Annotated in this window: 22 protein-coding genes; 10 read left to right on the top strand and 12 right to left on the bottom strand. The window is 64.8% G+C overall.

Annotated elements, in window-relative coordinates:
* Positions 1-3: 3 nt before the first annotated feature.
* Positions 4-543 (top strand): hypothetical protein, encoded by a 540-nt coding sequence (locus tag QF092_RS05510; RefSeq protein ID WP_281468396.1) that lies wholly within the window; start codon positions 4-6, stop codon positions 541-543.
* Here the strand turns inward: QF092_RS05510 and QF092_RS05505 are convergent.
* Positions 528-1,163 (bottom strand): J domain-containing protein, encoded by a 636-nt coding sequence (locus QF092_RS05505; protein WP_281468394.1) that lies wholly within the window; start codon positions 1,161-1,163, stop codon positions 528-530. The two genes, QF092_RS05510 and QF092_RS05505, sit on opposite strands and share 16 nt — an antisense overlap.
* A gap of 76 nt (positions 1,164-1,239) precedes the next feature.
* Between QF092_RS05505 and QF092_RS05500 the strand changes: the two genes are divergently transcribed.
* Positions 1,240-1,491, top strand: a complete 252-nt coding sequence (locus tag QF092_RS05500; RefSeq protein WP_281468392.1) for a BolA family protein — start codon at positions 1,240-1,242, stop codon at positions 1,489-1,491.
* Between the two features lie 256 nt (positions 1,492-1,747).
* Here the strand turns inward: QF092_RS05500 and QF092_RS05495 are convergent, their stop codons facing one another.
* The gene (locus tag QF092_RS05495; protein ID WP_281468390.1) at positions 1,748-3,898 is read right to left on the bottom strand and encodes a malate synthase G; all 2,151 of its coding nucleotides are present in this window, start codon (positions 3,896-3,898) and stop codon (positions 1,748-1,750) included.
* A gap of 205 nt (positions 3,899-4,103) precedes the next feature.
* On the opposite strand from QF092_RS05495, the gene QF092_RS05490 reads away from it, so the two are divergent.
* Genes QF092_RS05490 through QF092_RS05480 form a run of 3 tightly spaced genes read left to right on the top strand, consistent with a single transcriptional unit; the run spans position 4,104 to position 5,790 of the window.
* Positions 4,104-4,445, top strand: a complete 342-nt coding sequence (locus QF092_RS05490; RefSeq protein WP_281468388.1) for an ArsR/SmtB family transcription factor — start codon at positions 4,104-4,106, stop codon at positions 4,443-4,445.
* On the top strand, positions 4,442-4,930 hold the full coding sequence (locus QF092_RS05485; protein ID WP_281468386.1) for an SRPBCC family protein: 489 nt from the start codon (positions 4,442-4,444) through the stop codon (positions 4,928-4,930). Before QF092_RS05490 ends, QF092_RS05485 begins: the two co-directional genes overlap by 4 nt.
* The gene (locus QF092_RS05480; RefSeq protein WP_281468385.1) at positions 4,927-5,790 is read left to right on the top strand and encodes an SRPBCC domain-containing protein; all 864 of its coding nucleotides are present in this window, start codon (positions 4,927-4,929) and stop codon (positions 5,788-5,790) included. The genes QF092_RS05485 and QF092_RS05480 overlap by 4 nt, the downstream gene beginning before the upstream one ends.
* On the opposite strand, the gene QF092_RS05475 is transcribed toward QF092_RS05480, so the two are convergent.
* The 4 genes from QF092_RS05475 to QF092_RS05460 all read right to left on the bottom strand — a co-directional run bounded on the left by QF092_RS05475 (position 5,787) and on the right by QF092_RS05460 (position 7,934).
* On the bottom strand, positions 5,787-6,032 hold the full coding sequence (locus QF092_RS05475) for a hypothetical protein (protein WP_281468383.1): 246 nt from the start codon (positions 6,030-6,032) through the stop codon (positions 5,787-5,789). The genes QF092_RS05480 and QF092_RS05475 overlap by 4 nt on opposite strands.
* Positions 6,026-6,154, bottom strand: a complete 129-nt coding sequence (locus QF092_RS05470) for a hypothetical protein (protein ID WP_281468381.1) — start codon at positions 6,152-6,154, stop codon at positions 6,026-6,028. The genes QF092_RS05475 and QF092_RS05470 overlap by 7 nt, the downstream gene beginning before the upstream one ends.
* Before the next feature lie 86 nt (positions 6,155-6,240).
* Positions 6,241-6,420, bottom strand: a complete 180-nt coding sequence (locus QF092_RS05465; protein WP_281468379.1) for a DUF2256 domain-containing protein — start codon at positions 6,418-6,420, stop codon at positions 6,241-6,243.
* The gene (locus tag QF092_RS05460; RefSeq protein WP_281468377.1) at positions 6,420-7,934 is read right to left on the bottom strand and encodes an FAD-binding domain-containing protein; all 1,515 of its coding nucleotides are present in this window, start codon (positions 7,932-7,934) and stop codon (positions 6,420-6,422) included. Before QF092_RS05460 ends, QF092_RS05465 begins: the two co-directional genes overlap by 1 nt.
* A gap of 235 nt (positions 7,935-8,169) precedes the next feature.
* On the opposite strand from QF092_RS05460, the gene QF092_RS05455 reads away from it, so the two are divergent.
* Together QF092_RS05455 and pepN are read left to right on the top strand one after the other, a co-directional pair.
* Positions 8,170-10,254, top strand: coding sequence for a cache domain-containing sensor histidine kinase (locus QF092_RS05455; RefSeq protein ID WP_281468375.1), 2,085 nt, complete (start codon positions 8,170-8,172; stop codon positions 10,252-10,254).
* Between the two features lie 59 nt (positions 10,255-10,313).
* Complete coding sequence (pepN, locus tag QF092_RS05450) at positions 10,314-12,872, top strand: aminopeptidase N (RefSeq protein ID WP_281468373.1); 2,559 nt, start codon at positions 10,314-10,316, stop codon at positions 12,870-12,872.
* A gap of 10 nt (positions 12,873-12,882) precedes the next feature.
* Here the strand turns inward: pepN and QF092_RS05445 are convergent, their stop codons facing one another.
* The gene (locus QF092_RS05445) at positions 12,883-13,554 is read right to left on the bottom strand and encodes a transglycosylase SLT domain-containing protein (RefSeq protein ID WP_281468371.1); all 672 of its coding nucleotides are present in this window, start codon (positions 13,552-13,554) and stop codon (positions 12,883-12,885) included.
* Between the two features lie 505 nt (positions 13,555-14,059).
* Here QF092_RS05445 and gatB point away from each other — a divergent pair.
* Both gatB and QF092_RS05435 read left to right on the top strand, forming a co-directional pair.
* Positions 14,060-15,571 carry an Asp-tRNA(Asn)/Glu-tRNA(Gln) amidotransferase subunit GatB gene (gene gatB, locus QF092_RS05440; protein WP_281468369.1) on the top strand — a complete coding sequence of 504 codons (1,512 nt, stop codon included), beginning with the start codon at positions 14,060-14,062 and terminating at the stop codon, positions 15,569-15,571.
* Positions 15,572-15,674: 103 nt separating this feature from the next.
* Entirely contained in the window at positions 15,675-16,040 is a 366-nt protein-coding gene (locus QF092_RS05435; protein WP_281468367.1) for a DUF4177 domain-containing protein, read from the top strand.
* 3 nt (positions 16,041-16,043) lie between these two features.
* On the opposite strand, the gene QF092_RS05430 is transcribed toward QF092_RS05435, so the two are convergent.
* The 5 genes from QF092_RS05430 to QF092_RS05410 form a co-directional block, all read right to left on the bottom strand.
* A complete protein-coding gene (locus QF092_RS05430) occupies positions 16,044-17,153 on the bottom strand; it encodes a pyridoxal phosphate-dependent aminotransferase (RefSeq protein WP_281468365.1) in 1,110 nt (369 codons plus the stop codon).
* Positions 17,154-17,315: 162 nt separating this feature from the next.
* Positions 17,316-17,648, bottom strand: coding sequence for a DnaJ family domain-containing protein (locus QF092_RS05425; RefSeq protein ID WP_281468363.1), 333 nt, complete (start codon positions 17,646-17,648; stop codon positions 17,316-17,318).
* Between the two features lie 119 nt (positions 17,649-17,767).
* A complete protein-coding gene (locus tag QF092_RS05420) occupies positions 17,768-20,677 on the bottom strand; it encodes a valine--tRNA ligase (protein WP_281468361.1) in 2,910 nt (969 codons plus the stop codon).
* A gap of 78 nt (positions 20,678-20,755) precedes the next feature.
* Positions 20,756-21,574 (bottom strand): hypothetical protein, encoded by an 819-nt coding sequence (locus QF092_RS05415; RefSeq protein ID WP_281468359.1) that lies wholly within the window; start codon positions 21,572-21,574, stop codon positions 20,756-20,758.
* Positions 21,571-22,017, bottom strand: a complete 447-nt coding sequence (locus tag QF092_RS05410) for an ABA4-like family protein (protein WP_281468357.1) — start codon at positions 22,015-22,017, stop codon at positions 21,571-21,573. Before QF092_RS05410 ends, QF092_RS05415 begins: the two co-directional genes overlap by 4 nt.
* 98 nt (positions 22,018-22,115) lie before the next feature.
* Between QF092_RS05410 and QF092_RS05405 the strand changes: the two genes are divergently transcribed.
* Positions 22,116-22,751 (top strand): TetR/AcrR family transcriptional regulator, encoded by a 636-nt coding sequence (locus QF092_RS05405; protein ID WP_281468355.1) that lies wholly within the window; start codon positions 22,116-22,118, stop codon positions 22,749-22,751.
* The last annotated feature ends 7 nt before the right edge of the window (positions 22,752-22,758 follow it).

Raw genomic sequence — 22,758 nt, 5'->3', positions numbered from 1 at the left:
ATCATGGTCAAAGTCGCGCGCCCCCTTGGGCGTCTGGGATGTGTGGAACATATCGCGGGGGGGTGCAAGGGGAAGGGCCACGCTGCGGGTCTTTGCAGTCCAGTTGGGGCGGGGGCAGGGCTGGCGCGCGGCGGGATGTCGGATTATCTGGGGGCCATGACCGCGAAACACCGCCTGATCCGCAGCCTTCTTCTGGCCCTCTTCACCGCTGCCACATTGGCGCGGGCAGAGCTTGGGGCGGATAGCGAAGCCTCGGCCCTGTTCACGCCCGCCTTCGCGCTGGCCTTTCCGGTGGCACTGGTGGGGGGCTGGCTGCTGGCGGGGGCTTTTGGGCAGGGGGGGCTCGGCGGCTGGCTGCGGGCGGTGCTGGCGACGGCGGGGCTTTTGTTGGCCGTGGGTCTGGTGGTGCCGCTGCTGCAAGGCGGGGGCATGCTGTCATTACTGGCCGAAGTGCCGCGCTGGCCCTTGGCTTGGGGCGCAGGCTTGGCGGGGGCTTTGGCCACGCAGGCGGTGGCCCTTAGGCAGGGTCAGTCGCGGAAATAGCGGCTGTCCTTGATCTGATCCCAAGCCCAGACAACCTCTTGCAGGCGGTCCTCATCCGACCGATCGCCGCCGTTCATGTCAGGATGCAGATCCTTGACGAGGGATTTGTATTGCTTGCGAATCTCGGCCTTCGTCATGGTGTCGCGGGCATCAAGAATCTCGAGCGCCTTGCGTTCCGTTGGCGGCAGTTTGCGGGTGGCATGGCCCGTCGGCTTGGCCGGGTTGAGCGTGGCCTTTTCCCCCAAGATCGCCATCGGATCATCAACCCCCAACCGCGCCCAAGCGCGGCCTTCATCGGGCTTTTTGCCGAAGGGCTGTGTGGCGCGGCCCCAGACCCGGTCCTTGTCGAGGAATTTCTGAAATTCCTCGTCCGTGGTGCCCTGAAAGAAGTTCCACTTCAGATTGTATTCGCGCACATGGTCTTTGCAGAACCAGAAAAATTCATCGAGATGGTCGGGCGATTTCGGCGCGCGATACGCCCCCTGTTCGCTGCAACCCGGATATTCGCATTGTTTTTGCGATGTCTCGAAAGCGCCCGACATGCCGCGCCGCCCCGTCTTGCGGCGCTTTTTATCGGCAGAGACGCGAAGATCGAACTCAAAAGGGGGGCGTGATGACATTCTGGGGCAGGCCTTTCCGACTCGGAGGCGAGAGTTTAGGGGTTCTTGCAGCGGATAGAAGAGGGGGCAGCGAAAAATGGCCGTGAGCGATGAAATCACACAAAGGCTGACCAAGGCTTTCCAGCCCACGGAACTTGAGGTGGTCAATGAAAGCCATCGCCATGCGGGCCATGCAGGCGATGATGGGTCAGGCGAAAGCCATTTCCGGGTGAAGATCCGCGCCGCCGCCTTTGGCCCGATGGGACGGGTCGATCGCCACCGGGCCGTGCAAAAGGCGCTGGGCGACCTGAACAGCCGCATCCACGCGCTGGCCCTTGATATCGGCTGACTTATCGGAGCTTGCCCCCCAGGGGGCTGCGCACGCCTTTCCCCTCGCCTGCGCGCGTGCCGCGCTTCGGCTCGATGGGGGGCTGCCGCCCCCGCCGCCCGTTCCGGGCGTCTCCCCCGCGAGTATTTTGGCCAAGATGAAGCAGCATGATCTTCATCTTGGCCCCAAATACTCAAAAAACACCGAGCCGGAGCGCGGCACGCGCGCAGGCGAGAGGAAAGGAATGCGGGCGCATGCCCGCGCTTTTTGATAAGCGTCAGACGCTGCGCAAGCGGTTGCGGGCTTTCCATTCCAGACGGCGGCGGTGCAGGACGGGTTCGGTATAGCCGGAGGGCTGTTCACGGCCTGCAAAGACCAGATCGCAGGCGGCCTTGAAGGCTACGCCGTCAAAGCCCGGCGCCATGGGGCGATAGGCCGGGTCGCCGGCATTCTGGCGATCCACCACGGCGGCCATCTTGCGGAAGGCGGCCATGACCTGCGCCTCAGACACCACGCCATGGTGCAGCCAATTGGCCAGCGCTTGCGCCGAGATGCGGCAGGTGGCGCGGTCCTCCATCAGGCCGACATCATGGATATCGGGCACCTTGGAACAGCCCACGCCCTGATCGACCCAGCGCACGACATAGCCGAGGATGCCTTGGGCGTTGTTTTCAACTTCATCCCGAATCTCGGCCTCGGACCAGTTCTGGCCATGGGCGAGGGGGATGGTCAGCAGGTCTTCCAGCCGTCCGCGCGGGCCGCCCGCGGCGATCTGGTCTTGCCGCGCCAGCACATCGACGCGGTGGTAATGCGTGGCGTGCAGGGTGGCGGCGGTGGGCGAGGGCACCCAGGCGCAGGTGGCACCTGCCTGCGGATGGGCGATCTTGGCGTGCAGCATCGCCTCCATCCGGTCGGGCATGGCCCACATGCCCTTGCCGATCTGAGCGCGGCCTTTGAGCCCGCAGGCAAGGCCGATATCGACATTGCGATCTTCATAGGCCGCGATCCAGGGCGCGGCTTTCATATCGCCTTTGCGGATCATGGGGCCGGCTTCCATCGAGGTGTGGATCTCATCCCCTGTGCGATCAAGGAAGCCCGTGTTGATGAAGGCCACACGGTCTGCCGCCGCCCGGATGCATTCCTTGAGGTTGGCGCTGGTGCGGCGTTCCTCATCCATGATGCCGAGTTTCACGGTGAAGGGGGGCAGGCCGAGTGTCGCCTCGACCCGGTCGAAGATCGTGCAGGCGAAGGCCACCTCTTCTGGCCCGTGCATCTTGGGTTTCACCACATAAACAGACCCGTGCAGCGAATTGCGCGGGCCTTGGGTCTTTTGCAGGTCATGCAGCGCGCAGAGCGTGGTGATGAAGGCATCCATGAGGCCTTCGCCCACTTCGCGCCCTTCGGCATCAAGGATGGCCGGGTTGGTCATCAGATGGCCCACATTGCGCACCAGCATCAGGGCGCGCCCTTTCAGAAGGAGGGGCGTGCCATCGGGGGCGGAGAAGGCGTAATCGTCGCGCAGGCGGCGTTCGATCGTCTGGTCGCCTTTCGTGACCATCTCGACCAGATCCCCCTTCATCAGGCCAAGCCAGTTGCCATAGGCCGCGACTTTGTCTTCGGCATCGACGGCGGCGATGCTGTCTTCGCAATCCATGATGGCGGAAAGCGCGGCCTCCATCCGGATATCGGCAAGGCCTGCGGGATCGTCTGCGCCGATGCGGTGGCCGGGGTCGATGCGCAAAACAAGGTGCAGGCCATGGTTTTTCAGAAGGACCGCCGAAGGGGCGTCGGCCTTGCCGCGGAAGCCTGCGAATTGGGTGGGGTCTTTCAGCGCAGGCGTCAGCTGGCCGTCCTTCACCGCATAGCGGGTGACATCGGCATGGCTGCCTTTGGCGAGCGGTGCCACGTCATCAAGAAAAGCCTTGGCCCAGGCGATGACGCGGGCACCACGGGCGGGGTCATAGTCCTTGCCCTGTGGCGCATCGCCCAAGGCATCGGTGCCATAGAGCGCGTCATAAAGCGACCCCCAGCGCGCATTGGCGGCATTGAGCGCGTAGCGCGCGTTCATCACGGGAACCACGAGTTGCGGGCCGGGCATGGCGGCAATCTCGGGGTCGGTGCCGGTGGTGCGGATGGTGAAATCCGGGCCTTCGGGCAGCAGATAGCCAATCTCGCGCAGGAAGGCCGTGTAGGCCGCCGCATCATGGGGCTGGCCTTTGCGGGCGCGGTGCCAGTCGTCGATCTGGGTCTGCATCCGGTCGCGCGTGGCAAGAAGGGCGCGGTTGATGGGGCCAAGCTCTGCCACAGCCGCGGCGAAGCCTTTCCAGAAGTGGTCTGCCGTCACGCCTGTTCCGGGCAGGGCGCGGTCTTCGAGAAAGGCGGCCAGTCTTGCGTCCACTTGCAGGCCGTGGCGATCCAGTCGTTCCATGCGTTTATTCCGTCTTGGGTATTGGGGTCTTCGGTATGCAACGGCACACATATATTCCGGGGCGCGCCGCTCGCAACATCGTGAGGGGAGGGATTTGATGCAAAAATCGATATTTCACTTTCCGAATTTCGCGGGGAATGCGGATAGTTTGATAACTGGCTAAGTTTTTTCTTTCGCGGCGCGGCTGGGGCTGATAGTTAGCGGAATGGCTAAGCAAGATCCCGACCTGTCGCTGCTGTTCCAAGCGCTTTCCGATCCCACGCGGAGGGCGATGCTGGAACGATTGGCGCGGGGGCCTGCGGCGGTGACGGAACTGGCCGCGCCCACGGGGCTGCGCCTGCCCACGGTGATGCGGCATCTGGCGGTGCTGGAGGGGGCGGGGTTGATCGTGACGACAAAGGACGGGCGGGTGCGATCCTGCGCGCTGGTGCCACAGGCGCTGGCCCCGGTGGAGGATTGGCTGGCAGGGCAACGCGCCGAATGGGAGGCGCGGCTGGACCGGCTTGAGGATTACGTGATGCGGCTGATGAAGGAGCGCGAGCGATGACTTCCGAAGACCTGCCGGGGTTCGACCCGGCGCTGGACCTTGTGTTGGTGCGCGAACTGGCCGCACCGCGCGCGGTGATCTGGGAGTGTTGGACCAAGGCCGAGCATCTGATGCACTGGTTTGTGCCACGCCCGCATCGGGTGACGGCCTGCCGTCTGGATGTGCGTGTGGGCGGGGCCTGCGATACGACGTTCGACGTTGATGGGACTGTGATGGAAAATCGCGGCGTCTATCTGGAGGTCGTCCCGCAAGAGCGGCTGGTCTTTACCGACACCTATACCGAGGGGTGGAAGCCTGCGGCAGAGCCGTTCATGACCGCGATCCTGACCTTTGAGGATATTGGGGGCGGGCGGACGCGCTATACCGCCGTTGCGCGGCATCGCAATGCCGATACGGCAAAGACCCATGCCGAGATGGGCTTTCACGATGGTTGGGGCACGGTGGCCACCCAGCTTGAGGCCTATGCGCAGGGGTTGATGAAGTGACCGGCTTTTCAACATTGCGTTTTGCGCGCAGCGTGGCGGCCCCGGTGGCGACGCTTTGGCAAGGCTGGACGGCCCCGGCAGCGCGGGCGATCTGGGCGGCCCCGTCGCCCGAGGTCACGGTGGAGTTTCTGGAGGCCGATACGCCAGTTGGCGGGCGGGAAGTGTCGCTTTGCCATGTGGCGGGGGAGGAGGATATCCGCTGCGAGGTGGTCTGGCTGGTGCTGGAGCCGGGACGGCGGAGCGTGAATTCGGAGGTGATCTCGCGTGGCGGTCTCACGCTTTCGGCGGCGCTGGTGACGGCGGAGGTTCAGGCAGACGGCGAGGGCGCGCGGATCGAGGTGACGGTGCAGCTTGCCGATCTGGCGGGCGGGATGGAGGCGGGCTATCGCACGGGCTTCGCGGCGGGCTTGGACAATCTGGCCGGGGTTGCGGGGCGGATGATGGTGATCTCGCGCCGGATCGAGGCACCTGTGGCGCGGGTCTGGGGCGCGTGGTGGGATGCAGACACCCTTCCGCGCTGGTGGGGGCCCGACGGGTTTTCCTGCCGCACGGCACGGATTGATCTGCGGGCCGGGGGCGAGTGGGTGTTTGACATGATCGGGCCGGATGGGACGGTCTGGCCCAACCATCATCGTTATGGCGCGGTGCTGCCCGAGGCGCGGATCGACTATGCGCTGCATGCGGGCGAGGGAGGGCCGAAACATGCGGATGCCTGGGCGCTGTTCTTGCCGGTAGAGGGCGGGACGGAGGTCACTTTGGGCATGGTCTTTGCCAGTGCCGAGGAATGGCAGGGGGCGAAAGGGTTCGGGGCAGAGGCGCTGGGCTTGCAGACCTTGGGCAAGCTGGCGGCGCTGGTCTAGCGGGGACCGAAGGCGGGATGGGCCGGATGGCCCATCCGATAACGGTGCAGGGTAGGATGGGCGGTCCGCCCCTGCGTTGCAGGAAGGGCGTTCAGGCGCAGAAAGGGCCAGTCGGCGGTGTCCCGGACAAGGCCGTGGCGGAGGATTGCGGGGTGCGTCTCGCCCAAGGCATGGCTGAAATAACCGTTCAGCCTTTGCCAGCGCGCTGAGACATGCACGGCCCCCTCGGCCTTAGTCAGCACGACATGCAGATGTCGGGCAGGATGACGACGGAATGCTGCGTCGCCGGATAATCGCCGAAGGCCGCCGCCCAAGCGGCGCGCAGAAGACCAATCCGGTCGGTCAGCCGGGAACCGCCCCCCACGTCTCGGCGCAGGGGGAAGACATAGGTCCCACCGGGAATGCGCAGGCGGCGATAATCGGTCAGCGTCTGTGGTTAGGCCATGCGGGTTACGGCTTCCTTTCCGCAGTATGGGCCGAATGGCACGTCCTACGCCCATCCCGGCAGCGATCGGAACAATAGCGCACCTCGTCCCAGACCTTTTCCCATTTCTTCCGCCATGCGAAAGGCCGCCCGCAGGTGGCGCAGATTTTTTCGGGCAGGTCACCCTTCTTGCGCATCTTGGCCATCAGAGGTCGAGGCTCATCTGTGCGGCATCGGTGCGCCGTTTGGGCCGGGGGCTGCGGTCATTGACGAAACGGGGATCGGCGCGGCTGGCATGGCGTTCGATGACCTCGGCCACCTCTTCGCGATAGGTCCGCTCTTTCCGCAGGCCCCAGCAGGCGTCGCGGGCGGCGCGGGCGGCGGCGGTGACATCGACGATGGGTTCGGGGTAAAGGCGGCCCAGCACGGCGCGGGCGCCGGGCCATTTCCACGGCTCTTGCAGGAAGGGATCGGGCACGGCGGCGAGTTCCGGCACCCAGCGGCGGGTGAAGGCCCCGGTCGGGTCTTGGTCGTGCCCCTGTTTCACAGGGTTGTAGATGCGGATCGTGTTGATCCCTGTCACGCCCGCCTGCATCTGCACCTGCGGCCAGTGGATGCCGGGTTCGTAATCGGTGAAGCGGCGGGCCAGCACCGCCCCCGTTGCACGCCAGTCGAGCCAGAGGTGATAGGAGGCCACGGCCATCACCATGCTGCGCATGCGGAAATTCAGCCAGCCCGTGGCGCGCAGATAGCGCATGCAGGCGTCAAGGAAGGGCAGGCCGGTCTCGCCCGCCTCCCAGGCGTGAAGGCGGACGGGATCGGGCGTCAGAGGGCGGAGCCTGTCGGCCGCGCGGTGAAGGGCGCGGATTTCGATCTGCGGTTCGCTTTCCAATTTCTGGATGAAATGGTCGCGCCAGGCCATGCGGGACTGAAAGCTCGCCAAGGCGCCGGGCCAGCGCCCGCCGGGCCGTTCGGCGGCGCGGGCGGCGGCGGCTTGCACCACCTCGCGCGACGACAGCGCCCCCAGCGCCAGATGGGCGGACAGCCGCGAACAGGCGCGTTCCCCTGTGAGGGGAGAGGACATGGCCGCGCGATAGGGTTCGCCGCGATGGGCAAGGAAACTGTCCAGAAGCGCCAACCCATGCCCGCGCCCCCCGGCCTGACGATGGGCGCAAGGGTCATCGGGCAGGCGCAGCGCGCGGGCTGACGGGATTGCCCCCGGTTCCACCCCCGCCACCGCCCGCAGCGCCGCCGGAGCGGCGACCTGCGGGGCGGCGGTGAAGGCGTCGCGCCGGCCTGCCCAGCCATTGCGGCTGGCCAGACGGCGGATCACGCCCTGCTGGGGCAGTTCGTCCCAGATCACCCCCGCCGTCCGTGCCCAAGCCGCCACGCGGCGGTCGCGGCCATAGGTCCAGAGATTACCGGTTTCCTCATGGCTCAGGATACGGGCGATGTGGTGCTGGCGGCACAGCCGGTCCAGCACCGAGACCGCATCCCCCACACGCAAGATCAGGGGGGCACCCAGCGCGCCGAGTGAGGACCGCAGATCGGCCAGCGCCTCGGCGGTGAAGGCCCAGTGTCGGGCTGAAGTGTCTGGCAATTGCCAATATTCAGGTTCCACGATGTAAAGCGGCAGCACCGCGCCCAATTCGGCCGCGCGGGCGAGGGCGGGGTGGTCGTGGATGCGCAGGTCGCGCTTGAACCAGATGAGAACATTCATGGAACATCTATCTAGCGGAAGCGAGAGATTCGTAAAGCCCCGGCATGGGCCCGCAACAGGGCGCGGCGCGGCCTTTCTGGAACTACTTCTTTAGAGGTATGCGGTCATACATTGGGATGGTGCGCGACTCTCCTTCGTTAGTCGCGCGGGAAGCCTCTTCGCCCGGACGGCGTAATACGTCATGTTGCGCTTACATCCTTATGGAGGGGGGATTGCCTCCCGCGCCCGCGACACCATGACTGTGACTGCCACCAAACCGGAGAAAGCGCCGCCGCCTCTGAAGGCATGGTTGTGGCGGTCTTATCTGCGGGCGGCGCTGGTGCCGCTGCTTCTGATCGAATTGACCTTTGTGGGGCTTTACTGGGGAACCAGCCGCGTCGTCTATGACCGCAGCGCGGATTCGATCACCGATATCTCGACGGCGGCCTTGGGCGATGCGGCGGCGCGCGAGGCCGAGGTGATCGCGCGGCGGCTGGAAACGATCGCCGCCCTGACGCGGGTCTATGCCGATGAGACGGGGCGGGCGCTGGCCACGCCTGCGCCAGAGGTTTCGGCTGAAGAGCGCGCGAACCATGCCCGCACGCCCGAAGGGGCCTTTTACAGCAAGGCGGATCGGGGCGGATCGGCGGTGTTCTATACGGGCATCGTCCCGGTCGGGCCTGCGGAAGAGGATAAGGTCTGGCGCACCCTCAGCCTTGACCCGGTGATGAAATCGATCCGGGCCAGCGACCCCTTGATCGCGCAGCTTTACGTGAACACGTGGGATTCGCTGAACCGCATCTATCCGTGGTTCGACGTGCTGGCGATCTATCCGCCGCAGATGGATATCCCCAGCTACAATTTCTATTACGAGGCCGATGCCGCCCATAACCCGGAACGCGGCGTCGTCTGGACCGATGCCTATGTGGACCCAGCCGGGGCGGGCTGGATGGTGTCGGCCATCGCGCCCGTCTATGGCGCCACGGACCCGGATCGGCTGGAGGCCGTGGTGGGCCTTGATATCACCACAAAGACCATCGTGGATCAGGTGCTTGACATCGCCTTCAAGGGCGACGGCTATGCCATCCTTGTCAGCCGCGACGGCACCATTCTTGCCCTACCGCCCGAGGCCGAGGGCGATCTGGGGGTGAGCGCGCTCTTGGAACACAGCTATGAAGAGGCGATCCTTCAGGACACGTTCAAGCCCGACACATTCAACATCTACCGCAGGCCGGAACTGTTCGATCTGGCGCAGGCGGTGCAATCGGCGGATGAAGGGGAACTGCACGTCGATCTGGGCCGCCCCATGATCGCCGCTTGGGCCACCATCGCAGGCCCGCAATGGAAGCTGATGGTGCTGACCAGCGAGGAGAGCATCCTTGCGGGTGCCACCACCCTGCGGGATGAACTGGCTTTCGTGTCTTGGGCGATGCTGGTCATTCTGATCCTGTTTTACGGCATCTTCTTTCTGATCCTGTGGCGGCGGTCGGTGGCGATGTCGGCCCGTGTGGCCCATCCCTTGGCCGAGATCGAGCGCAATATGGCCCGCATCACCGATGGTGGCACCTTGGCCGCCGATCACCGCTATGGTGTGGCGGAATTGCAGGCGGTGGGGGATCATCTGGTCCATATGGCTGCGCGTTTGCAGGCGGCGAATGCGGCCAAGGCGAATTTCCTGTCCGCCATGAGCCATGAGTTGCGCACGCCGTTGAATGCGATCCTTGGCTTTTCCGAATTGCTGAAGAACGACACAAGCCAGCCCCTGACGCCCGAGGCGCGGCGGCAGGTGCAAGCCATATCCGATGCGGGCTGGCAGCTTTTGCAACTGGTCGAGGGGGTGATCGAGTTAAGTCGGATCGAACGGGGCGAGGTGAAGAACAGCCGACAGCCCATCTCGGTCTTGCATTTGGCAGGGCAGGCGGTCGATGCGGCGCGACCGGGGCTGAAGCTGCATGACGTGACGCTGAAGGTCGAGGTGCCGGAGGGGGCGTTGCCCAAGGTGCTGGCCGATCCAGAGATCGTGCTGCGCATCCTGACGCATCTTGTGTCGAACGGGGTGAAGTACAATCGCGCGGGCGGGTCGGTGACGGTGTCTTTCGTACAGGAACCGGGGCGTCTGGCCATCAAGGTGACGGATACGGGCATCGGTATTCCAGCAGACCGGCAGACGCGGCTGTTCACGCCCTTTGACCGTCTGGGTCATGAGAATGGCACGATTTCCGGCACGGGGATCGGCCTTGCGATCTGCCGCCGTCTGGCCGATCTGACCGACAGCAGCATCGCTTTCGAAAGCCATGAAGGGCAAGGCAGCACCTTCACGTTGCGGGTTCCGCTGGCCTGAGGGGCGGCTTGCCTTCGCGCGGCGCGGTCCATAGCTTTCCCTGCAAAGGGAGTTGCCTCATGACCGTTTCGCCGCGCGCCATCCATCTGTCGGACTATCTGCCCTACACCCATCTGGTCGAGGAGGTGGCGCTGGTCTTCCGCCTAGCGCCCAAGGCCACGCGGGTGGCCGCGACCCTGCGCCTTGCGCCCAATCCGGCGCGGCCGGGGCGGCATGATCTGCGGCTGGACGGCGAAAACCTGCGCCTTCTGTCCCTGCGGCTGAACGGGGCGGCGTTGGAGTGCGCGCCAGATGACACGGGGCTGACGATCCCGGCCGCACATCTGCCCGATGGACCCTTCACCGTGGAGACAGAGGTGGAGATCGACCCCGAAGGCAATACCGCGCTCGAAGGGCTTTACATGTCGCGCGGCATGTATTGCACGCAATGCGAGGCGGAGGGGTTCCGCAAGATCACCTTTTATCCTGACCGTCCCGATGTGATGGCCCCCTTCCGCGTGCGGGTCGAGGGGGATCTGCCCGTTCTTCTGTCGAACGGCAATCCGACGGGGCAGGGGACGGGATGGGCCGAATGGGTGGACCCATGGCCCAAGCCTGCCTATCTGTTTGCCCTTGTGGCGGGCGACCTTGTGGCCCATTCCGCCCCCTTCCGCACCGCATCGGGGCGCGAGGTCGCGCTGAACATCTGGGTGCGCAAGGGCGATGAGGATCGCTGCGCCTATGCGATGGACAGCCTGATCCGGTCGATGCGCTGGGACGAAGAGGTGTATGGGCGCGAGTATGATCTTGATGTCTTCAACATCGTGGCCGTCGATGATTTCAACATGGGCGCGATGGAGAATAAGGGGCTGAACATCTTCAACTCCAAATTCGTGCTGGCCAGTCCGGAAACCGCGACGGATGACGATTTCGCCCGGATCGAGGCGATCATCGCGCATGAATATTTCCACAATTGGACCGGGAACCGGATCACCTGCCGCGATTGGTTCCAGCTTTGCCTGAAAGAGGGGCTGACGGTGTTCCGCGATCAGCAGTTTTCCGGCGACATGCGGTCCCACGCAGTGAAGCGGATCGAGGATGTGCTGCTTTTGCGCGCGCGGCAGTTCCGCGAGGATGGCGGCCCATTGGCCCATCCGGTGCGCCCCGACAGTTATGTCGAGATCAACAATTTCTACACGGCCACCATCTACGAAAAGGGGGCCGAGGTCATCGGGATGCTGAAGCGGCTGGTGGGGGATGAGGGCTATGCCAAAGCGCTCGACCTTTACTTCACCCGGCATGACGGGCAGGCGGCGACGATCGAAGATTGGCTGACGGTGTTTCAGGATGCGACGGGCCGCGATCTGACCCAGTTCAAGCGGTGGTACACCGAGGCGGGCACCCCAAGGGTGAAAGTCTGGGAGGAATGGGACGGCGCGACCTATACCCTGACCTTTGAACAGGAAAACCCGCCCACCCCGGGGCAGCCCGAAAAGGGGGCGAAGGTCATCCCCATCGCGCTGGGCCTGTTGAACCCCAATGGCGATGAAGTGCTGCCGACGACGGTGCTGGAACTGACGGAAGGGCGGCAGTCCTTCCGCTTTCCGGCGGCGACGCGCCCTGTCCCATCGATCCTGCGGGGGTTTTCCGCGCCTGTCGTGCTGGAGCGTGAGGTTTCCCCCGAAGAACGCGCCTTCCTTCTGGCCCATGACACCGATCCCTTCAACAAATGGGAGGCGGGGCGGGCCTTGGCCAAGGATCTTCTCGCGCGGATGGTGACCGACGGCGCAGCGCCGGGGCCGGATTGGCTGGATGCCATCGCGCGGGTGACATTCGACGAAACGCTGGACCCTGCCTTCCGCGCGCTGGCCCTGCGCCTGCCGGGCGAGGATGACATGGCTGCCACGCTGCATGCGGGCGGCGTGACGCCCGACCCCGCGCGCATCTGGACCGAACGGCGGCGGATGGCGGAGGCGCTGGCAAAGCGGCTTGGCCCGCAACTGCCGGGGTTGATCGAGGCTTTGGCCGAACCGGGGCCGTTCACGCCGGATGCCCGCGCTGCGGGACGGCGGTCTTTGCGCATTGCGGCCTTGAACCTGCTGACGCGTATCGACGGCGGGCGGGCGGCGCAGGCCGCCTATCGGGCGGCAAACAACATGACCGAAGAGGTCGGGGCGCTGGTTGCCTTGCTTGAGGCCGGGGCAGGGCAAGAGGAGCTGGTGGCCTTTGAGGCGCGCTGGGCCAAGGATCGCAACGTGATGGACAAGTGGTTTGCGCTCCAGATCGCCCTTGCCCATCCCGACCGGGCGGTGGGGGTGACCGAGGCGCTTACCCGGCATCCCGATTTCGACTGGAAGAACCCCAACCGCTTCCGTTCCGTGATCGGGGCCTTGTCGGGCAATCATGCGGGCTTTCACCATGCGTCCGGGGCGGGCTATCGGCTGGTGGCGGATTGGCTGCTGAAGCTTGATCCCCTGAACCCCCAGACGGCGGCGCGCATGTCGACGGCCTTTGACACATGGCCGCGCTATGATGCGGATCGGCAGGGGATGGTGCAGGCGGAACTGGCGCGGATGGCGGCAACACCGGGCCTGAGCCGCGATCTGGGCGAGATGGTGGGGCGGATGCGCGGTGTATAAGGCGCGCGCGTCAGCCCTTGGTTGACAGGGTTGGGCTTTGCTGGGGGGCGAACAGGCCGCCGCCTTGCCCTTGGCAATAGGGCTGCGCGCGGGTCCATGCGGCCATGGCGGTGCGTTTCTCGGCGCTGCGGAAGGGCATCCAGTCGCGCCCGATGCCTCTATTGCCGCCGCCCACCACCAGACCGTCACGCGCCACGGCCTTGGCCATCATCCGCGCGGCGCATTCCAGATTGCCTGAGCCATCCTTCAACTCGGCCACGGTATCGGCCTCACATTGATGGTAATCGGCGGATATGGGCGAAATTTGCATGATCCCGATATAGCGCCCCCCGCCCCCCGAGGCCTGCGGGTTCCATGTCGATTCATACCGCGCCACCGCCGACATCAGCCCCGCCCAAAAGGCGCGGCGATCTTCAAGCGAGGCTTCGGCATAGCCGGGGCACCATGTTTCCACGTCGGACGGGATGGTTTCGGCCAGCATCGCGTCATGTTCTTGCAGCGCGGCCAGCGTGTCGCGGGTCCAATCGCGCCCCTCAGGCCGGACATCCCATTGCATCGGAGGGGTGTGGCCGCTGGTGGAGAGGCTGGTCTTCCCCTCTGGCATCACACAGGCCGAGAGCGAGATCGCAGCAAGGAAAAGCGCGGCAAAACCCCGGCCGGACATGGCAAAGAAACGTGACATAGGCAACCAAACGGCAGCGACGCGCCCCCATGCGCGACCTGTGCCTTTGACCAAGCGCCGCCGGACCTGTCCACGGAAACGGATTGTTTCCACAGATCATGGGCGGAAATCCGCTTTCTTCGGGTGTATGGCGGCGACGCTGCCTAGAAATTGCCACAATTCGGCGCGAATTTTGCCTCTCGGTGTAAAGGCTTTGGCGCGCTGCTGCGCCGGGCCAAGTTAAAAGGTGTGACACTGCCATGTCGCGTATGCTTGCCCAGTCGGTCACGGCCGACCTGCTTGTTCGTTTGTTCAACAGGCTTTTGTTCCTGTTGCTCTTGCCAATCATCCTGATCATCGCGCTTGTGCCGACCCTGCGGTCCGTATCGGGCTCTCCGGTGCCGGCCTCGGTCGTGCAGCGCGGCCGAGGGCAGAGATCTAGGCCCGGTTCTGCATCCAAGGCGACTTGAAGCGTCGCGCGTGACGCCCTAGAGATGCCGTCGAACCTGAAACAGGACGGCAGCCCATGCTCGACATCCATACCGAGGCCCCGAAACCCAAGGTTATCGCCGGGGCAACTGGCGATTGGGAACTTGTGATTGGCATGGAAATCCATGCGCAGGTCGCGTCTGAGGCAAAGCTGTTCTCGGGCGCATCGACAGCGGTGGGGGCAGAGCCGAATTCCAACGTGTCTTTCGTCGATGCGGCGATGCCCGGCATGCTGCCCGTGATCAACGAATTTTGCGTGGAACAGGCGGTGCGGTCGGGGCTGGGCCTGAAGGCGCAGATCAATCTGCGATCGGCCTTTGACCGCAAGAACTATTTCTACCCCGATCTGCCGCAGGGCTATCAGATCAGCCAGCTCTACCACCCGATCGTGGGTGAGGGCGAGGTGATCGTCGAAATGGGCCCCGGCATCGCGCGGCGCGTGCGCATCGAACGCATCCATCTGGAACAGGATGCGGGCAAGTCGATCCATGACATGGACCCCAACATGTCCTTCGTGGATTTCAACCGCACGGGCGTCGCCCTGATGGAGATCGTCAGCCGCCCCGATATCCGCGGGCCTGAGGAAGCGGCGGCCTATGTGGCCAAGCTGCGCCAGATCCTGCGCTATCTTGGCACCTGCGACGGCAATATGCAGAACGGCAACCTGCGGGCCGATGTGAACGTGTCGGTCTGCCGTCCGGGCGATTACGAACTTTATCAGGCGACGCAGGATTTTTCGCATCTCGGCACGCGATGCGAGATCAAGAACATGAACTCGCTCCGCTTCATTCAGGCAGCCATCGAATATGAGGCGCGGCGTCAGATCGCCATTCTGGAGGATGGCGGCAAGGTCGATCAGGAAACCCGCCTTTACGATCCCGACAAGGGTGAGACGCGGTCGATGCGCAGCAAGGAAGAGGCGCATGATTACCGCTATTTCCCCTGCCCGGACCTGCTGCCCTTGGAGATCGAGCAGGCTTGGGTCGATGACATCGCAGCCTCGATGCCAGAGTTGCCGGATGCCAAGAAGGCGCGCTTCATGGCCGATTTCGGCCTGACGGATTACGATGCCAATGTGTTGACGGCAGAGTTGGACAACGCGGCCTTCTTTGAATCGGTTGCCAAGGGCCGCGATGGAAAGCAGGCGGCGAACTGGATCATCAACGAGTTGTTCGGTCGGCTGAACAAGGAAGGCAAGGGCGTGGCGGAGAGCCCGCTCTCGGCGGCGCAGATCGGCGGCGTGCTGGACCTGATCGCATCGGGCGAGATCACCACCAAGATGGCCAAGGACCTGTTCGAGATCCTGTGGAACGAAGGTGGCGATCCGGCCGAGGTGGCCGCCAAACACGGCATGAAGCAGGTGACCGATACGGGCGAGATCGAACGTGCGCTGGATGCCCTGATCGCGGCGAACCCCGAACAGGTGGAAAAGGCCAAGGTCAATGCCAAGCTTGCTGGATGGTTCACTGGGCAGGTTCTGAAGGCCACGGGGGGCAAGGCCAATCCTGCGGTCGTGAACCAGATGGTGGCCGCGAAGCTGGGCCTGTGAGGCGCGCGCGGTCGGCGGGAAAGCCCGCCCGCGCCGCGCGCCCCCTTCAAAGACCTGCCCGCCCCCGCTATTTTCGCCCCCGCAACCGACCGGAGCCCGCCTGATGTCGCGTCATGAATATAAGGTCATCCCCGCCCCCCGCCGCGGCACCAAATCGCGCGAGGCGAAGACGACTGAAGACCGCTTTGCGCTGACCCTGTCCAATCTGATGAATGAATTGGGCCGGGACGGTTGGGAATATGTGCGATCCGAAACGCTGCCCACGGAAGAGCGGGTGGGTTTCACCAAGACGCGGGTGGTGGAGCAGACGGTGCTGATCTTTCGCCGGACCATGGGCGCGGTGGCCGTGGTCGAAGATGGTGGGCTGCGCCCGGTCGTGGCCGCCGTTCCGACCGAGGCCCCGACGCCCCGGCTTGGCCCCGCCATAGAGCCTGCACCGGGGCTTGCCCCGTCGCTCCGGGCCGAGTGAGGCTTAGCCGCGCGCGGCGGCGTTTAGGGCCTGCGGCAACACCTCTTCCAGCACGTCAAGATCGCCGGGCTGCCCCGCGCTGATGCGGATGCAGCGGTCAAGGGGGGCAACCCCCGGCATGCGGATGAAAAGACCCCGGTCGATGCAGGCGGACAGCACGCCACGGGCAAAGGCCCCGTCGCGGCCGCAATCCACGGTGACGAAATTGGTGGCCGAGGGCAGGGCGGAGAGGCCATTGGCGGCGGCGATGGCGGCGATGCGGTCGCGCGCGGTGGCAACCTGCGCCTGCACCTGCCCCAGATAGGCCTGATCGGCCAGTGCCGCCATGGCCCCGGCCTGCGCGATGCGCCCCATGCCGAAATGGTTGCGCACCTTGTCGAATGCGCGGATCAGGTCAGGCGCGGCCAAGGCATAGCCCACCCGCAGCCCGGCAAGCCCGTAGCCTTTGGAAAAGGTGCGCATGCGGATCACGCGGGGATCGTCGGCCACGATGCGGGGGGTGGCGCTGGCAGGGGCCAGATCGATATAGGCCTCGTCCAGCACCAGAAGCGCGCCTTGGGGCAAGGCGTTGATCATCGCCTCAATCACCGTGCCGTCATGCCAGCTGCCCATCGGATTGTCAGGATTGGCAAGGTAGAGAAGCCGCGCCCCGGTGGCACGGGCCCTGTCGAGAAGCGCCTCCGGGTCTTCGTGATCGCCGCGATAGGGCACGCGATGAAGATCGGCCCCAAAACCCGCCACATGGAAGGCAAAGGTCGGATAGGCACCGAGCGAGGTAACGACGGCATCCCCGGGCCCTGCGACAAGGCGGACCAGCGTGCCCAGAAGCCCGTCAATCCCTTCGCCGACCATCACATGCGCGGGCGTCACCGCGTGATGGGCGGCGATGGCCGCGCGCAGGTCAGCCATTTCAGGATCGCCATACATCCAGGCGTCCTGCGCGGCGGCGGCCATGGCGGCCACCGCACGGGGCGAGGGGCCAAATCGGCTTTCATTCGCGCCAAGGCGTGCGCGGAAGGGGCGGCCAAGGCTGCGTTCCTGCGTTTCGGGCCCGACAAAGGGCACCGTGGAAGGCAGGCTTTCGGCTAGGGAGGTAAGACGAGGTCCGGTCATGCGGCGCAGGGAAGCAAGCCGCGTGGGGGAGTGCAAGGGGGCAAGAATTTTCATCCGAAAATTCTTGCCCCCCGAAACCCGAAGAATTTTCATACGAAAATTCTTCGGGTCATTTCGCCCAAGAATTTTCGAGAAAATTCTTGGGCTTGGGACAGGCAAGGATCAGTCGCGCAGGAAACGGCGGCGGGCCTCTTCGGCCATGGCCTGCCGCATCTCGACCTGCGCCAATTCGGCCTGAATCGCCATGCGGCGACCGGGGTCCGCCTCTTGGGCGAGCGTTTCCCGCAGGCGAGCGGCCTCTTTCTTCAGCACGATCTCTTCGGGCAGGACGCCCGCCTCTGCCATGATGCGGAAGCCCATGGCATCGCCTGCGCTGATAAAGGCGTCACCCGGACGGTCGGGCAGGGGTTTGCCTTCGCCTTCCAACCCCTGAAGATCGCCCTTCAGGCGGGCCTTCTGCATCTGGCGTTCGGCGAGGCGGGAAAGCCAAGACATGGGCCATCTCCTTTCCTGCCACTATCGCGCTTGGGGCAGCCAAGGAAAAGGGGGCTGCGCGCCCCCTTGCCCCTCCCTGCGGGGGGCTTCCCCCGCAGGATATCTTTCGACAGAAAATCTTAGCCGATCTCGGCCAGACGTTTCAGGGCGGCGTCCAGCTTTGCTGCCTCGTCCTCGCGCGCGGCCAGGTTTGCGCGGGCCTCATCCACCACCTCTTCGGGGGCGGAAGCAACGAAGGCGGGGTTGTTCAGCCGCCCCTTCAGCCCGCCAATTTCCTTGGACAGCTTGTCAAGCGTCTTGGACAGTCGCGCCTTTTCTTCGGCGATGTCGATGATGCCTTCCAAGGGCAGGGCAAAGGCCGCACCTTCGAGGGCGAGCGAGACGCTGCCCTTCGGCGTGGTAGCGGCCTCGGTCAGTGTTTCCACGCGCGCAAGGCGTTTGATCAGCATCTCATTTCGCGCCCAAGCCTGCCGCGCCTCGTCCGACAGCGTGGTTGCGACCAGATCGACCTTAAGGCCCACGGGCACATGCATCTGGGCGCGGGCAGAGCGGATCTCATCGATCAGAGTTGTGACCCAACCCATTTCGCGGTCGGCGGCGGGGTCGGCCAGCGACAGGTCGGCCGTAGGCCAATCGGTATGGACCAGCATCTTGGCGCGGCTGCCGGTGGTGGCCCAGAGTTCCTCTGTGAGGAAGGGCATCATCGGATGCAGCAGGATCATGCAGTGGTCGAGGACCCAAGCCATGGTGGCACGGGTTTCGGCCGCAGCATCGCCATCGAAAAGAGGTTTGGCGAATTCCACATACCAGTCGCAGACCTTGCCCCAGACAAAGCGGTAAAGCGCATCCGCCGCCTGATCAAAGCGATAGTCGGTCAGGGCGTCATCCACCTCGGCCAGCGTGCGGATGGTTTCGCCGATGATCCAGCTGTTGGCAGTGGCGGTGGCCTTGGGGGTGGCGGTTTGGGTGGCGTGGCCCTCCCAGACCCCGTTCATTTCGGCAAAGCGACAGGCATTCCAGAGTTTGGTGCCGAAATTGCGATAGCCCGCGATCCGCTGGGTGTCGAGTTTCAGCACGCCCCCAAGGCTTGCCATGGCCGCATTGGTGAAGCGCAGCGCATCGGCACCGTATTCGTCGATGATTTCCAGCGGGTCGATGACATTGCCCAAGGATTTGGACATCTTCTTGCCCTTGGCATCGCGCACGAGGCCATGCAGGTAGACCGTCTTGAATGGCACCTCATTCACCACGGCAAGCTGCATCATCATCATCCGGGCGACCCAGAAGAAGAGGATGTCTTGTCCCGTGATCAGGACAGAGGTCGGGAAATAGCGCTTCAACGCATCCGTTTCCTCTGGCCAGCCCAGCGTCCCGATGGGCCAGAGGCCAGACGAGAACCAGGTGTCCAGCACGTCGGGGTCGCGGGTCAGGGCCTTGCCGGGGGCCATGGCCTGCGCCTCGGCCTCGGTCGGGGCGCAGAAATGGTTGCCTTCCGCGTCATACCAGACCGGGATCTGATGGCCCCACCACAGCTGGCGCGAGATGCACCACGGTTCGATATTGTCCAGCCAGTGGTAATAGGTCCGCTCGCCGCTTTCGGGGATGATCTTGACCGTTCCGTTGCGGACGGCGTCCAGCGCGGGTTGCACAATTCGAACAGTATCGACGAACCATTGGTCCGTAAGCATGGGCTCGATTACAGTTTTCGAACGATCCCCGAAGGGCTGCATGATCTTCTTCGCCTCGACCAGCGGCACGGGGGCATCGGCCCCTTCGGCATCCTTTTTCAGGGCCGCCTTGCCCAGACGGGCGTCATCGGCGCGGGTCATCACGGCCAGACCTTCGGCGGTGATTTCTTCGACCACGCGCTTTCTCGCCTCGAACCGATCAAGCCCGCGCAGGTGATCGGGGACGAGGTTCAGGGCATCGGCCTCGGTCTCGGACAGAACCTGTTCGCCGCGCGCCACGGCCTGCGCGATCGAGGCCGCCTCGGCGTAAGCCACACCGTCGTCGCGCAGGCGCGCGCGGGTGTCCATCAGGCGATAGCAAGGGATGCCGCCGCGCTTGGCCACGCCATAATCGTTGAAATCATGCGCGCCCGTGATCTTTACCGCACCGGAGCCAAAGGTGGGGTCGGGATATTCATCCGCGATGATCGGGATCAGGCGGCGGTGTTCCTTTGGCCCCACCGGGATCTCGCAGAGCTTGCCGACGATGGCAGCATAGCGTTCGTCCGACGGATGCACCGCCACCGCGCCATCGCCCAGCATGGTTTCAGGTCGCGTCGTGGCGATAGAGATGTAGTCGCGCTCCTCATCCAGCACCACGTTGCCGTCGGCATCCTTTTCGACATAGCGATAGGTGGCCCCCCCGGCGAGCGGGTATTTGAAATGCCACATATGGCCGTCCACCTCGATATTCTCCACCTCAAGGTCAGAGATCGCGGTTTCGAAATGCGGGTCCCAGTTCACCAGCCGCTTGCCGCGATAGATGAACCCCTTGTTGTAAAGATCGACAAAGACGCGGATCACGGCGTCGTGGAAATTACCCTCTTCGCCCGCAGGCGCATTCGGGGCACCCGACATGGTAAAGGCCTCGCGGTCCCAGTCGCAGGAGCAGCCAAGGCGCTGCAACTGGCCGATGATCGTGCCGCGGGATTTTTGCTTTTGCTGCCAGACACGGGCGGTAAAGGCGTCGCGCCCCATGTCGCGGCGCGTGGGTTCGCCCTTCGCCGCCATCTCGCGTTCCGTGACCATCTGGGTGGCGATACCCGCGTGATCCGTTCCCGGCTGCCACAGCGTGTCATGCCCGCGCATCCGGTGCCAGCGCGTCAGGATATCCTGCAGCGTGTTGTTGAAGGCGTGGCCCATATGCAGCGACCCCGTCACATTGGGCGGCGGGATCATGACGCAAAAGCTTTCCGCGCCCGGCTTGGCATTTGCCCCGGCGCGGAAGGCCTTTTCCTCGATCCATTTGGCGGAAATCCGCGCCTCGGCCTCGGCGGCGTTGAAGGTCTTTTCCATCGGCATCGCATGCATCCCTGACTGTCGCGGGGGTTCTAGCGCGCGACGGGGGCGAGGGAAAGCGGCAGATGTCCGTGCGTGGGGTCAGATCAGGGGCAGGCCGTTCAAGGCTTGGATAAAGGTCGCCGTGACAAGCGCCGCATATGCCGCAGCACCGCCCCAGACCAGCGTCACCGCCCCCCGCGCATCGCCCATGCGGGTTGCGATCAGACCCCAGATCGGCAGGCCATGCAGCGCGTGGGTCGCAAGGAAATGCGCCACGCGCAGATCGCCCACCTCGCGCGACCAGCCAAGTATGGGCAGCGCGGCCCCGGTCACGGGCGTGCCCACGAAATGGCCGGGTTGGGCGGACAGATAGCCCGCCGTGATGACCGTGAGCACAAAGGTCAGGATCAGGCCAAGCGCGATGGACAGCCGGAGGCCTTCGGGCAGGCCGGTCGCCCTGTTGCGCCAGATGGAAAGGCCCATGGCAAGGCTTGCCGATGTCAACAGCACGGCAAAGGCCCCCATCAGGCTATAGACGGCGGCAAAGATCGGGTGATCGGTGTTGAAATGCGCCGCCGTGTTCAGGCTGGCCGCGCCCCAAAGCCAGAGGCATTCCGCCACGATGGCAAAGACAACCGCCCCGGTGAACCAGCGCCAGAGGCGGCTTTGGCGTGTCGCGGCGGGCATGAAGCGGGCAAAGAAGGCAAGGGTGATCGCGTAGATTGCCAGCGCATAGTGAAATTTCACAGGCTTCAGCCAAGGGCTGTTGCCGTGGAAGTCCCGCAGGTCCAGCGCCATGGCGGCATAAAGCGGGATCAGGCCAAGCGTGAGGATCAGCGCAAGCAGCGTCAGGGCGGGCGCATCCGTCCAGAGGCGGCGCAGATCGGGCAGGGCGGGGCTGGCAAGTGCGATTGTCATTGGGGTGTTCCAATCATGCGGGCGCGGGCCGTGAAGGCCGCGCGGAGGATGAGAAAGGCAAGAAAGCCTGCAGGACCAAAGAGGAAGGTCAGCGCAAGGCAGGGCAGGATCAGCAGGTGGGGGATGCCCGTCGCCTGCGCGGTGCGGGCAATCCATGCGCCGATCAGCAAATCAAAGGCGAGGTAATGCAGCCAACCCGCCAGCGCGACGGGCGGATCGGTGAAAAGCGCCATCACATCGGCCAGCGACCCGAACCCGCCCGGCGCATCGGCCCAATGCACAAGGATCAGCGCGGCATAGGCGACCGACAGGATGGCCGGGATGGCCAGCCCCGCCACGATCTGCGCCGCGCGGGGGGCGAGGGGCGAAAGCGCCAGTGCCAGCCATCCCAACATGGCCAGCGGCCCGGATGCGGCGAAAAGGACATGGGGATCGGTGGGCATCGTGGGCTCCTAATCTTGACACTGTCAGGATATGGCTGCACCGGCGCCTGTCAAGGAAAATCTTGCCAGTGACAAGATTGGGGGATATGCCGGGGATTATGACCGATCTTCCGCCCAAGCTGCGCCCAGCCCCTGCCGATCCTGCAGCGACGCGGCGCTATCATCATGGCGATCTGCGCGCGGCCCTTCTGGCGGCGGCCGAGGATGAATTGGCCGACCGGGGAATGGAGGGGTTTTCGCTGCGGCAGGTGGCCAAGCGGGCCGGGGTCAGCCATGCCGCGCCCGCACATCATTTTGGCGATGTGCAGGGGTTGCTGACGGCCTTGGCGGCGGAAGGTTTCCGCCAATTCCTTGCGGCGCAGGCCGCGCGCGAGGCGGTGGCCGGGCCAGAGCCCGACGCGCAACTGGTGGCGGCGGGGCTTGGCTATGTCGATTTCGCCATGACACGGCCCGCGCTGTTCCGTCTGCTCTGGCAATCCGAGAGGCCCGATTTCCGTGATGCCGATCTGGGGCAGGCGGCGGGGGCGGCGCATCAGCATCTGGTCGATCAGGTGATGGCAGCGGGCGGTGGCAGCACGGCGGATGAGGCGGCGGTCTGGGCCATGGCGCATGGTCTGGCCGATCTGATGGCGGCGGGGCGGCTGGATGCGTTGCGGACCCTGCCCGATGCAGCGCGCGAGGCGATGATCGCAGGCATCCTGCGGCGCGCGCTGCCCCAGTCAGCCGCGGGTTAAGGACGGA

The organism is Fuscovulum ytuae (assembly GCF_029953595.1).
In the GTDB taxonomy this organism is placed as follows: domain Bacteria; phylum Pseudomonadota; class Alphaproteobacteria; order Rhodobacterales; family Rhodobacteraceae; genus Paragemmobacter; species Paragemmobacter ytuae.
This window is presented reverse-complemented; position numbering and strand designations above follow the sequence as displayed.

Excerpts from the sequence above, each read along its gene's own strand:
- QF092_RS05510 (WP_281468396.1), top strand. The coding sequence starts at position 4 with ATGGTCAAAGTCGCGCGCCCCCTTGGGCGTCTGGGATGTGTGGAACAT.
- QF092_RS05505 (WP_281468394.1), bottom strand. The coding sequence starts at position 1,163 with ATGTCATCACGCCCCCCTTTTGAGTTCGATCTTCGCGTCTCTGCCGAT.
- QF092_RS05500 (WP_281468392.1), top strand. The coding sequence starts at position 1,240 with ATGGCCGTGAGCGATGAAATCACACAAAGGCTGACCAAGGCTTTCCAG.
- QF092_RS05495 (WP_281468390.1), bottom strand. The coding sequence starts at position 3,898 with ATGGAACGACTGGATCGCCACGGCCTGCAAGTGGACGCAAGACTGGCC.
- QF092_RS05490 (WP_281468388.1), top strand. The coding sequence starts at position 4,104 with ATGGCTAAGCAAGATCCCGACCTGTCGCTGCTGTTCCAAGCGCTTTCC.
- QF092_RS05485 (WP_281468386.1), top strand. The coding sequence starts at position 4,442 with ATGACTTCCGAAGACCTGCCGGGGTTCGACCCGGCGCTGGACCTTGTG.
- QF092_RS05465 (WP_281468379.1), bottom strand. The coding sequence starts at position 6,420 with ATGGCCAAGATGCGCAAGAAGGGTGACCTGCCCGAAAAAATCTGCGCC.
- QF092_RS05460 (WP_281468377.1), bottom strand. The coding sequence starts at position 7,934 with ATGAATGTTCTCATCTGGTTCAAGCGCGACCTGCGCATCCACGACCAC.
- QF092_RS05455 (WP_281468375.1), top strand. The coding sequence starts at position 8,170 with ATGACTGTGACTGCCACCAAACCGGAGAAAGCGCCGCCGCCTCTGAAG.
- pepN (WP_281468373.1), top strand. The coding sequence starts at position 10,314 with ATGACCGTTTCGCCGCGCGCCATCCATCTGTCGGACTATCTGCCCTAC.
- QF092_RS05445 (WP_281468371.1), bottom strand. The coding sequence starts at position 13,554 with ATGTCACGTTTCTTTGCCATGTCCGGCCGGGGTTTTGCCGCGCTTTTC.
- gatB (WP_281468369.1), top strand. The coding sequence starts at position 14,060 with ATGCTCGACATCCATACCGAGGCCCCGAAACCCAAGGTTATCGCCGGG.
- QF092_RS05435 (WP_281468367.1), top strand. The coding sequence starts at position 15,675 with ATGTCGCGTCATGAATATAAGGTCATCCCCGCCCCCCGCCGCGGCACC.
- QF092_RS05430 (WP_281468365.1), bottom strand. The coding sequence starts at position 17,153 with ATGACCGGACCTCGTCTTACCTCCCTAGCCGAAAGCCTGCCTTCCACG.
- QF092_RS05425 (WP_281468363.1), bottom strand. The coding sequence starts at position 17,648 with ATGTCTTGGCTTTCCCGCCTCGCCGAACGCCAGATGCAGAAGGCCCGC.
- QF092_RS05420 (WP_281468361.1), bottom strand. The coding sequence starts at position 20,677 with ATGCCGATGGAAAAGACCTTCAACGCCGCCGAGGCCGAGGCGCGGATT.
- QF092_RS05415 (WP_281468359.1), bottom strand. The coding sequence starts at position 21,574 with ATGACAATCGCACTTGCCAGCCCCGCCCTGCCCGATCTGCGCCGCCTC.
- QF092_RS05410 (WP_281468357.1), bottom strand. The coding sequence starts at position 22,017 with ATGCCCACCGATCCCCATGTCCTTTTCGCCGCATCCGGGCCGCTGGCC.
- QF092_RS05405 (WP_281468355.1), top strand. The coding sequence starts at position 22,116 with ATGACCGATCTTCCGCCCAAGCTGCGCCCAGCCCCTGCCGATCCTGCA.